This is a genomic window from Brevibacillus sp. FW306-2-1A-C05A (assembly GCF_058781555.1).
Window position 1 is genome coordinate 1 of the sequence record NZ_JBYSWV010000082.1, and the last position, 11,286, is coordinate 11,286.

An 11,286-nucleotide genomic window follows, 5' to 3' on the forward strand; every position below is an offset into this window, starting at 1 on the left:
CCTCAAAAGAGTCGTATAGGTGCAACTCCTTTTGGGCCTGATAATAAGCAATATAATTCAATATAAACTCCAGCTCCCCTCCTCACTACGCTATGAGCACCTTGTCATTTCCGAATGAACGCCTGACCGCCCCCCTCAGCTCGTAGAGAAAACAGGAGAAAGTCGCAAAGGTCTTTGGGACTCCTTCCGAGACGGAGGGGAAAAGGGAAAACACGCTTTTAAGCGTCCACCTTGAACCCGCTTCCCTGAATCCTCCACTTTGGACGCGGTTTTCCTTTTTCCCCGCAGGCGGGCAGTCTGCGCTCCCTCGCTAGAGGCCCCAAGCACCTGCTGCGCTTTCTCCTGTTTCCTCCCTCCACTGCAGCTTCGACCTACTCGGCTTTTCCCAAAGAACGCCTGACCGAACCTCACAGCTCGTAGAGGAAGCGAAAAAAAACACAAGGTTTTAGAAGAATTCCTACCGAGCCAGAGGAGCAAAAGGAAAACACGCAAAAAACTCCCCCAAGCCAAAGGCGCCTTGCACTTCATTCGTCTCGCAACTACTTCGGCCGAGCAGTTCGCCCCGCCCGCCACCGGACAAAGACGTCATTTGCTTCACCTCCACTGGACGTTCCCGCAAAAAAAGACGCCTTTCGCGAAGAAAGGCGTCTTGGTTATTCATCTCGACCCGGCTATTTCAAAACAGCCAGGACATTGCGCACGGAATCAGCCGATTTGTCGAGGGCTGCTTTTTCCTCTGCGGTGAGTTCCAGCTCGATCACTTTCTCGATCCCGTTTGCCCCCAGGAGGGTCGGAACACCGAGGTAGAGATCGTGGTAGCCGTACTCGCCTTGCAGAAGCGCAATGGATGGCAGGATACGTTTTTTGTCCTTGATGATCGCTTCAGCCATCTGCACCAGCGAGGCAGCCGGGGCGTAATAGGCGGAACCGTTACCGAGCAGGTTGACGATTTCGCCGCCGCCTTTGCGGGTGCGTTCGACGATCGCATCGAGGCGATCTTTCGGGATCAATGTTTCCAGCGGAATGCCGCCCGCGTACGAGTAGCGCACCAATGGAACCATGTCGTCGCCGTGTCCGCCGAGCACGAAGCCTGTCACGTCTTCAACAGAGACGTTCAGCTCCATTGCCACGAAGGTACGGAAACGCGCCGTATCCAGCACGCCGGATTGCCCGATTACGCGCTCTTTCGGGAAGCCGGACGTTTTGTAGAAGGTATAAGTCATCGCATCAACAGGGTTGGAAAGAACGAGCACGATCGAGTTTGGCGCATACGTTTTCACTTGCTCCGCCACCGACTTCATGATGGCTGCGTTTGTGTTCACCAGGTCGTCGCGGGACATGCCAGGCTTGCGGGCAATCCCTGCGGTGATGATGACCAGATCGGCACCTTTGATGTCCTCGTAGCTGGCTGTGCCTGTAATGTTGGCGTCAAACCCCAGTACAGGAGAAGACTCCATCATATCCAACGCTTTCCCTTTTGTTGGGTTTTCCAGTTGCGGAATATCAACCAATACGACGTCGCCCAGTTCTTTTTGCCCCAAAATAAATGCTGTGGTTGCACCAGTGAAGCCACTACCGATAACAGCGATTTTTTTACGGTTGAATGCCATGACTTAACTCCCCTCCAAAATGTAAGGTAATCGTTGCCAAACTATCTTTATCTTACATGTTTTGAATCAGCGCGTCAGCAAACTCGGAGCATTTCAGCTCGGTTGCACCTTCCATCAGGCGAGCGAAATCGTACGTTACGGTTTTCGCGGAGATGGTTTTTTCCATGGAGTTGATAATCAGGTCAGCCGCTTCGTTCCAGCCCAGGTGACGCAGCATCATTTCTCCGGACAGGATCACGGAGGATGGGTTCACTTTGTCCAGACCAGCGTATTTAGGCGCTGTACCGTGAGTTGCCTCGAAGATCGCATGGCCAGTCAGGTAGTTGATGTTTGCGCCTGGAGCGATACCGATACCGCCAACTTGTGCAGCCAGCGCGTCGGAGATGTAGTCACCGTTCAGGTTGAGGGTTGCTACTACATCGTACTCGGCAGGACGAGTCAGGATTTGTTGCAGGAACGCGTCCGCAATCACGTCTTTTACGATGATTTTGCCAGCCGCTTCTGCTTCTTTTTGCGCTTTGTCAGCGTCGCCGCCTTCAGCCTTGATGCGGTCGTATTGTGCCCAAGTGAACACTTTGTCGCCGAATTCCGCTTCAGCCACTGCATAACCCCAGCTTTTGAACGCGCCTTCGGTGAACTTCATGATGTTGCCTTTGTGTACGAGGGTAACGGATTTGCGGTTGTTGTCGATCGCGTAGTTGATCGCTGCGCGAACCAGACGCTCTGTACCGTCTTTGGAAACAGGCTTGATCCCGATACCGGAAGTTTCCGGGAAGCGGATTTTCTTCACGCCCATTTCTTTTTGCAGGAATTCGATTACTTTTTTCACTTCCGGAGTGCCTTCTGCCCACTCAACACCAGCGTAGATATCTTCTGTGTTCTCGCGGAAAATAACCATATCTGTCAATTCAGGATGTTTCACAGGGGATGGAACGCCATCGAAGTATTGAACAGGACGCACGCAAGCGTACAGATCCAGCTCTTGGCGCAGCGCCACGTTGATGGAACGGATACCGCCGCCTACTGGTGTAGTCAGAGGACCTTTGATGGCGATCAAATATTCGCGGATCGCTGTCAATGTATCTTCTGGCAGCCACTCGTTGTATTGATTGAACGATTTTTCTCCTGCGAATACTTCGAACCAAGCGATTTTTTTCTCGCCGTTGTATGCTTTTTCTACCGCTGCATCCAGTACGCGAACGGAAGCTTTCCAGATGTCAGGGCCAGTACCGTCGCCCTCGATGAAAGGAATGATCGGGTTGTTTGGAACTACCAGTTTGCCGTTATCAACCGTAATTTTTTCGCCGGCAGTTGGTTGTGCAAGGTTTTTGAACACAAGAATCCCTCCAGTGGTGAAGATAATAGGTGATTATGAATATTTCCAGACGTAGGAGAACTACCACTGCTTGTGGTAGTTCTCAAGCTTGCGCTTAGGGAACAGGTGCCCTCCACGCTCGAAAATAGCGAGTGTTTAGCGGCGGTCAATCGGAACGTAGTGTTGGTTGACCGGACCGGTGTAATCCGCGCGCGGACGGATCAGGCGATTGTTTTCATACTGTTCCATGATGTGAGCCGTCCAGCCGGACATGCGGCTGATAGCGAAGATCGGTGTGAACAGGTCAGTTTCCAGGCCGAGAGAGATGTACACGGAAGCGGAGTAGAAGTCAACGTTTGGCTTCAGTCCTTTTTCCTTGGAAATCATGTCGTCGATTTTCACGGACATTTCATACAGCTCTGGACGACCGATTTGCGCGGTCAGCTTTTGGGACATTTGCTTCAGCCATTTCGCGCGCGGGTCACCATCTTTGTAGACGCGATGTCCGAAGCCCATGATTTTCTCTTTGTTGTCCAGCTTGGCGCGGATGTACGATTCTACGTTGTCGAGGCTGCCGATTTCCACCAGCATTTTCGCAACCGCTTCATTGGCGCCGCCGTGCAGAGGGCCTTTGAGCGTGCCGATGGCAGAGACGATACCGGAGTAGATATCAGTCAAGGTCGCAACGGTTACGCGAGCAGCGAAGGTAGATGCATTGAACTCATGGTCAGCATGCAGAACCAGCGCAACGTCAAACGCTTTCACTGCTGTTTCTGTCGGCTCTTCGCCAGTCAGCATGTAGAGGAAGTTTTGGGCGATGGTGAAATCTGCACGAGGAGCAACTGGCTCCAGACCTTTGCGCATGCGCTCGTAAGCGGCAATCAAGGTAGGAGTTTGAGCCATCAGACGGATGGATTTGCGATAGTTGGCTTCAGGAGACATGTCTTGCGCTTCTGGGTCGTAGAGCGCTAACGAAGAGACAGCTGTGCGCAACGCCGCCATTGGGTGTACGCCTTTTGGGTAGTGGCGGATGCTCTCCAGCACTTCTTTTGCCACTGTTGCATTTTCACCCAATTGTTTTTTCAAAGCGTCTAGCTGATCACGCTTCGGTAACGCTCCATGCCAGAGCAAATATACAACCTCTTCAAAAGTTGCATGTTCTGCTAACTCATCGATGTTGATCCCGCCATAGCAAAGAACCCCATCGACGATCGAACAGATCGATGATTGAGCGGCAACGACGCCTTCTAGTCCACGTGTTGTTGTCATAGAACTCCCTCTCCTTTTCCACTCAAGTAGTAGCGCTTATCCAGTCCTCGCTTGTCCTTGTGACTGATAAACGACTTTATCCACAGCAAATATGAAGTTGATGGCAGCGGTTTCTTTCATCCACCACTCTTGTCAGGGAATAGATCCACGCAAATCCTTAGAACATGCCAAGGGGGAGAGGCGAGTGAAAAGAATCCACTATAAGTCGACCCAATTATAAAAGATTATTGCGATTTTGTGAATAAGATTGGCGAAAAAATGTTTCAAAGGATGAAACCCGGTTTTGTTTTTTGCGCGAACTTGCTCCATTTGTCCGGTTTGCTGCATAATAGTTCCATAAGGATTTGTGTGCTGTTCGATGGCAGAAAGGAGACCTTTGTTGAATCAGGAAAACTGGGTGGAGCGCCTCTTTCAGATCATTCGCTTTTTCTGGGTTTGCCTGCTTGTTTATGTAGGAATTCGGCTGTTTCAGTTTGCAACACCCTTACTTTACCCATTTATAATTGCTTTAGTCATCGCGCTTTTGATCCACAAGCCGGTCACGTTCGTCACGCAAAAGTTCAAGATTCCGCGCTGGCTGTCGGTCACTCTCGCCCTGCTCGTCTTGATGCTGCTTGCCATCGGGCTGGCGACATTGGTCGTCTCGGAAACCGTCGTGGAGATCGGCGAGTTGGCCAAGCGCCTGCCGGGATTCGCCCAGGAGCTGTCCGAGTATTTGCAGCGGACGATCTCGCAAGACTTTTTGCTCGGCATCTACAACCAGGTGCAATGGATTTACGACCAGCTTGACCCGAACTACAAGGACAAAATTAGCAACACGGTCGGAAGCGGCATTACTTCCATCACCCACGCCGGGCAAAACCTGATTGTCAGCTTCCTGGACGGCCTGAAAAACGTGCTCGTCTCCCTGCCGAACATGGCTACCGTATCGGTTATTTCCATCATGGGCGCGTTCTTTATTTCCAAAGACTTCTTCCTCTGGGAAGCGCGCTTCCGCCGCCTGTTGCCAAGCGGCGTCAACAACCGGCTGGACCAGATTTTCCGCGACCTGCGCGGCGCTTTGCTCGGTTTTCTCAAGGCGCAGTTGACGCTCATCTCGCTGACGGCCGCCATCGTGATCGTCGGCCTTCTCATCATGCGCGTCGAATACGCGATTACGATCGGGCTGATTACCGGCCTGGTCGATCTGCTGCCGTATCTCGGAACGGGAACCGTCTTCGTTCCGTGGATCATCTACCTGTTTTTCAAAGGCAACTACACGATGGTCATCGGACTGTCCATCCTGTACGCGGTCGTTCTCATCTTCCGCCAGATCATCGAGCCAAAGGTCGTCGCGGAAAGCGTCGGTCTCGATCCGCTGCTCACGCTGGTCGCCCTGTTCGTCGGCCTGCAACTGTTCGGCTTTTTGGGGCTGATTATCGGCCCTGTCTCGCTCGTATTGATTAACGCGCTGGTCAAAGCCAACGTGTTCGTGGACATCTGGACCTACATTCGGGGAAAACGCACCTAACAAAAGAACCGCTTTCGGGCTAGCCGTGAGGCCGTCGCTCGAAGCGGTTCTTTTTGACAACTGCTCTTTTATCTGCGGAAAAAGAATTGGATGCGCCCCGACGAGATCAAATACCACAGCCATTGTTTCAGCAGGTGGCGCAAAATCATGCGGGTGTACGGAATGAGAAAAATCAGGCCGATCACGTCGGAGACAAAGCCTGGCAACAGCAGCAAAATGCCGCCGATCAGAATCAGCGCGCCGTCAATAATCGTCTCTGTCGGCATCTGCCCCCGTGCCAACTGGAACTGCAGCGTGCGAAACACCTGGACGCCTTGCTGCTTCGCCAGCCAAGCCCCGAGCAGCCCGGTCAGGATCACCAGCAAAACCGTGTTCCAGCCGCCGATGAGCGAGCCGACCGTAATCAGCCCCCACAGCTCCAAACCGAATCCGACGACAAACAGGATGATGAGAAAGCGCAGCATGCTACTCCCCTCCTTTATACTGGGCATCCAGCCAGGCGTAAACCTCCGGCTCTGTTCTGGACAAGCGAATCGGCTTCAGCTCTGCGTTCGTAAAAACGTGCATCGTCTCGCCCGACACGAGCAGCTCCTGGTCCGACACGCGGATAATATCGTAAGCAAACGCTAGTCGAACGGCACTCAGCTCCTTGACCCGCGTCTGGATTTCCACCACATCGTCGTAGCGGGCCGGCTTTTTGTAGGAGAGCGACGCGTCCGTGACCGGCAGCAGCACGCCTCTTTCCTCCAGCTCGCGGTAGGTAAGCCCCGCATTGCGGATCAATTCGGTTCGTCCTACCTCAAACCAGTTCAAGTAATTCGTATGGTAGACCACGCCCATCTGATCTGTCTCGCCGTAGCGCACTCGCAGCCGATGGGCATGAATAATCGGACTCACTCATCATCGCCCCTTTCTCTATACGTATATTGTACCATAGACAAACTGGTCTTGCGGTCTGGCTGGTATGTCAATTTTTCATTACGTCAATACTCGAAAAAAATAAACTGGCGCAAACAGGAAAGTAGGAAAAGGAATGTGGGGAGCAACCGTTGTCTTGGTCACAGCGATCATCATTGCCTGGTGGGAAATCCCTCATCTGGTTCACCTGGGCTATTATCGGGAGCTTGTTGTGTTTTCCCTTTTGCTTTTGCTTGCCGCAGCAGCAGGCGTGCTCAAAGTGTTGGGGGTCGCCATGCCCAATCCGGGCGATTGGGTGCTCGCCGTCCTTGGCCCCTTTGGGGAATTTTTGCAGAGATTGTTCCACTAGGAGGACATCAGGTGCTGTCCAACGTCACTATCTCGAATCGGCAAATGATGATAATTACAGCCCTGTTCTGCATCGGGACCACGATTTTGGTCGCCCCTTCTACATTGGCTGCGGATGCAAAGCAGGATGCGTGGATTTGCGCCATCCTGGGAAATGTAGTCGGCTATGGATTGGCCTGGCTCTACATCGCTGTCGGGTTGCTCTATCCCAATCAAAACTTGCTGGAAATCAACGAACGCGTTCTCGGCAAATGGCTCGGCTGGGCAGTCTCGCTGCTTTTCCTCTTCACCATGCTGCTCGCCTCTTCGCAGGTGCTGTTTTACATCGGAAACTTTTTAATCACGCACATGTTCCCAGAGACTCCGATCATCGCGCTGCACATTTTGTTTTTGCTCGTCGTCATGCTCGCCATGCGGCTTGGACTGGAGGCTTTCGCCCGATGCATCGAGCTGTTTACCCCGTTGCTACTGTTGCTGTTTTGCTCCCTGATCTTTTTTCTTTGTTCGACCATGGAGTTTGAAAACGTACAGCCGATTCTCGAAGCGAGCGGGAACGGCATCATGAGAGGCACCATGTCGTTTGTCAGCATGGTGCAAGTATTTCGACTCCGCACCTACAAGCCGCTCATCCTTCCCAAAGCTTTTCTCGTCGTCGTCTTTTCCCTGATCGTCTATCCGAATACAGCGTATATGAACCAGTGGGATGTCGACGCCTGGTTGCCTTACAGCCTGATTTTCGGGCTGTTTTACCCGCTGCTGCTCCTGATCGTCGGCCTGATCCGCAAAAAAAGAGGGAGAGACTCGTCGTGACCGTCTCTCCCTCTTCTCTATGTTGGTTCCTCATGTGAAGCAGCGTGTTAACGAATCGGGCAAGCGCCGCCTTCGCACGCTTCTGCGGTAGACAGATCAGCCTCGCCGCCTGTTTCGAATTGCTGCAAAATCGCCGGGTCAAACGGCTTCATCGATTGCTTCAGCGCCTCGTATTGCTCTTTCGTGCACTCTTCATACGGCGCAAGCTGATAGTTTCCGCCATCCAGTTGCAGGAAGGACACGCCGACAAAATTGTCCCAGTTGGCGTAGACGATTTCTTCCACTTCGCTCCACTCTTCCTTGCGAACGGTAATCGTATTGGAAGAGTTGTGCTCGGTGTATTCCTTTTGAAAACGGAAGTACGTGTCGAACTGGCGTTTCGCGCTCACTTCGTTTTTCGTCTCTTGCGCACCGGATGCTACCGGGAAGTCGATCACGAGCGTACGCGCATTTGCCATGCGCTCTTCGTGCGTTTCGCCAGGGGTCCCCACCTCGGGATGGACGGTCCAGCCGAGAGCTTGTACAGCCTTTGCCAGCGGGTCCTGGGCGTTGATGCGAATACGGCGGATGTAGTACGGCGAGTGCGACCAGTGCAAGCCGCTGGAAACGCCCCCGGCCACCTGCGACAACGTCCCTTCCGGCTTGACGGTCGTCACGAGCAGCGGCGAGTTCACGCGCAGCTCATACGCGTAGCGGTCTGCTTCACTGCGGGCAGCATCGCCCAGTTGACGCAGCAACTCCAACTCCTGCTCTTCGGTATAGCCGAGAGAAGCGAGCGCATCCTTCACGCCTGTCAACGACGTTCCGAGCAGGCGGTCGCGCTGCTGGACCGTATCCCAGTGCGGCAGCTCCAGTGTTACGAGCGTCATCCGCAATCCTGCGCGGGCAGATTTGCGCTGCGCGTCCAACAGTCCGTCCAGGTCCAAATATTTCGAGCCGTCCTCACGCTCGCGGACAAACTGAACCAGGTTCACTGTCGTCAAGTTGCAGACCCCGTACGAATCGAGCAAAATTTCCGCACAAGGATTGAGTCCTTCCGCATTCGGGCGGCGGCGATTCGCTTCTTCCAGGTTGATAAAGCCTGGCTCGCCCTCCAGTTGCATCAGCGTGAACACAAGATGCAAAAACTCTTTGGTCGGCTGCTTGGTGAACGCAATCGAGTTGTTGGACATGCGGCGGTGATCCAGGCCGAAGCGCCCGTCTCCCACTTTTTGAATGCTGTCAAACCAGACAGGCTTGTGCTCTCCCAAAAGCTCTCCGACACGACGATGGTGGGCGAGCTGCTCCTCTGTCCAGAAGCCGTTGATGCCGTATTTCGCCAGCATGCACTCGTAGTCATCGTGGTCAAACAGGAAAATTTCCGCGGTGCGGCGCACGCCCCCGACCACAACGTTTGCTCCGATGAGGTTGCCGATGTCGAGAATATGTATGGGGCGAATTTTGCCGTACCCTTTTTCGTCGCTTTCGATCGGGGCCAGATGCTGGTCGATCTGGTTTTTCAGCACTTTGTCGATTCCTTCAAACATTTCGCGCAGCGGCTCGTGTCCGCTTGCTGTTCCGCCAAAGCGCTTCAGCCGCTCCCCTTTTGGCCGCACGCTGTTGTAGGAGATTTTGACCGTATGGATATGCTCGTAGGCGGAATCCGTGAGAATTTGCAAGTACAGGCGCAGCGACTCGACCCAGCCTTCCTTGCTGTCCCCTACGTAAATTTTCGCAAAGCCGTTGTCCAGCACGTTCAGCTCGGAGCGTTCCAGACGCTGGTGCTTCGGAAGCGGTCTGTACTCGGAGGAAAGCAGGGTGACGTTGGTGCGGATCGGCCCAAGTCCGGCTGCCATTTCCTTCGTGCATTTAAAGCCTACGCCCGTTCCTACGAGCAACAGGTAGAACAAATCGCCCAGGTCGTCCCATGACCTGATGTTCAAAAACGAGCAGTTAAAGTTAGCCAGCGGGTATAAATCGGCAACGCCGTTCTCCGCGCCGCCTACCCACAGCGTCCGTCCGGACAAAAACTGACGAAGGTTGAACATGTTGTCAAACAGCCCTTCCGCTTCTGCCTCCATCGCCCGCTCATCCGGCTGCAAGCCGATCTTTTTCATATGTTGGTACGCAAGCTTCATATTGTAATCCACCGAGCGGCGGCATGTTTCTTTCCACGTTTCCCGTCTGCCTTTCTCCGGGAGGAAGCGAGAATAAGTCCGGTAGTAAACAAATTGTCCCAGAGGATTCATATGAACAGGAAAATCTGGATATTGTGCTAAAAATTCATCCCTCAAAAAAACGGTTCGGGATACGGTTTCGGTTGCCAACATGAACGTTCCTCCTTCGATTCTTTCCTCTCTAGTTAACTATCTTTGTAAAAAAAACTCAATAGTTTCACCTATATATTGTGCGAAATAAAATTCGACAACACTACATATTGTGTTTCGCTGAAAAAAGTGCTTGACATCGACAACCGCACGAAGGGAGCCGTTTTTCCCCTTTTCGCGAGCCGGATGACATCGTTTTCTCCTGGAAAAAACACGCGCAAACTGTAAAAAGCCGAGAGCCACCAAGACGAACACCTGATCGATTTTATCAGATTCTCCCTTGGTTTGCATCACCTAAAAAGCGCCGTTATTTGGAAAGCGTTAGCAAAAAAACTTGGCAGACAGTTGGGACAACACAAAAAAGGGTGACGCTATGCCACCCCAAAAAAGTATTTGTGCAAAGACCTTTCTGCTGGATCATTTGCGTTGAGTTACCATTGTGTTTTACTGCTGCCCGATCATGTCAAAAGCTGATTTTCAGAGCTAAGCTGATCCAATAATAAACATTGTTACCAACGCTATCAAAATCCCTGTAATCACAAGGGAAATCAGAAAAGTATTTATTAATTTTTTTTCCGATTATCATCTGCACCCTTATATTGAATGATCGCCCTCCCAGCAAATATAAGCGTGATAACAGAAGAAAAGATCAAAATGATATTTGCCAACTGTTGCATATATTAGCCTCCTTGGTACAAAAAATTTCAAAAGTTTCCCCTTTGTTTAGCAGGGGAAACTTTTGAAAAAGAATGTATGGTTTACTGTGGCTCAATATCAAACACATATGCCCACGTCATATCTAACTGTCCACCCGTTAAAAACCCATTTACACAAAAAAAGTTACATTCCCCATTAGCGCCTCGAATACTGTCATGCTCTCACCCCCTCGCTGTTAGACGTGAGGATGAGCCGCCCCCCCTTGAAAGCCGTGCCTATGTACTTGTCCCAATTTTACTATGATTCGGTAATTGATACCATCATATTTATAATATGAGCCTTTTGCAGATTTCTGAGCCCTTTCGTATCAAGCACTTGAAAAGCATAAAAAAGGACTTCACCCCAAGAAGGAGAAGTTTTCAAGCAACCACACACGAAAACTTTTCGAGGAAGGTGAAGTCACTTGTATATTCTCCAGCCATCACTTTTTTCCTTTGAGGAACTGCAAAAACTTGAATCGAAAGAACGTCTGCCCTTATTTTT

General features: G+C 51.8%; 9 protein-coding genes. 3 read left to right on the plus strand and 6 right to left on the minus strand.

Translation table 11 applies throughout. The annotated features are described in order from the left end of the window. Nucleotides 1-671: 671 nt before the first annotated feature. From mdh to citZ, 3 genes are all read right to left on the minus strand, one after another. Complete coding sequence (mdh, locus tag AC3WJN_RS24895) at nucleotides 672-1,610, minus strand: malate dehydrogenase (RefSeq protein WP_005834759.1); 939 nt, start codon at nucleotides 1,608-1,610, stop codon at nucleotides 672-674. A gap of 52 nt (nucleotides 1,611-1,662) precedes the next feature. Continuing rightward, entirely contained in the window at nucleotides 1,663-2,946 is a 1,284-nt protein-coding gene (gene icd, locus AC3WJN_RS24900; RefSeq protein ID WP_005834761.1) for an NADP-dependent isocitrate dehydrogenase, read from the minus strand. Nucleotides 2,947-3,081: 135 nt separating this feature from the next. After that, nucleotides 3,082-4,194 carry a citrate synthase gene (gene citZ / locus AC3WJN_RS24905; protein WP_005834764.1) on the minus strand — a complete coding sequence of 371 codons (1,113 nt, stop codon included), beginning with the start codon at nucleotides 4,192-4,194 and terminating at the stop codon, nucleotides 3,082-3,084. 379 nt (nucleotides 4,195-4,573) lie between these two features. On the opposite strand from citZ, the gene ytvI reads away from it, so the two are divergent. Beyond that, a complete protein-coding gene (gene ytvI, locus AC3WJN_RS24910) occupies nucleotides 4,574-5,704 on the plus strand; it encodes a sporulation integral membrane protein YtvI (RefSeq protein WP_005834766.1) in 1,131 nt (376 codons plus the stop codon). 68 nt (nucleotides 5,705-5,772) lie between these two features. Here ytvI and AC3WJN_RS24915 read toward each other — a convergent pair whose 3' ends face one another. Next, nucleotides 5,773-6,168, minus strand: a complete 396-nt coding sequence (locus tag AC3WJN_RS24915) for an FxsA family protein (protein WP_005834767.1) — start codon at nucleotides 6,166-6,168, stop codon at nucleotides 5,773-5,775. 1 nt (nucleotide 6,169) lies between these two features. Then, nucleotides 6,170-6,601, minus strand: a complete 432-nt coding sequence (locus AC3WJN_RS24920) for an acyl-CoA thioesterase (RefSeq protein WP_007784796.1) — start codon at nucleotides 6,599-6,601, stop codon at nucleotides 6,170-6,172. A gap of 136 nt (nucleotides 6,602-6,737) precedes the next feature. Here AC3WJN_RS24920 and AC3WJN_RS24925 point away from each other — a divergent pair, with 136 nt between their 5' ends. Together AC3WJN_RS24925 and AC3WJN_RS24930 are read left to right on the plus strand one after the other, a co-directional pair. Then, complete coding sequence (locus tag AC3WJN_RS24925) at nucleotides 6,738-6,971, plus strand: hypothetical protein (protein ID WP_005834770.1); 234 nt, start codon at nucleotides 6,738-6,740, stop codon at nucleotides 6,969-6,971. Between the two features lie 11 nt (nucleotides 6,972-6,982). Next, nucleotides 6,983-7,780, plus strand: a complete 798-nt coding sequence (locus AC3WJN_RS24930) for a GerAB/ArcD/ProY family transporter (RefSeq protein WP_005834772.1) — start codon at nucleotides 6,983-6,985, stop codon at nucleotides 7,778-7,780. A gap of 47 nt (nucleotides 7,781-7,827) precedes the next feature. Here AC3WJN_RS24930 and nrdJ read toward each other — a convergent pair whose 3' ends face one another. Next, complete coding sequence (gene nrdJ / locus AC3WJN_RS24935; protein ID WP_007784801.1) at nucleotides 7,828-10,089, minus strand: ribonucleoside-triphosphate reductase, adenosylcobalamin-dependent; 2,262 nt, start codon at nucleotides 10,087-10,089, stop codon at nucleotides 7,828-7,830. Between the last annotated feature and the right edge of the window lie 1,197 nt (nucleotides 10,090-11,286).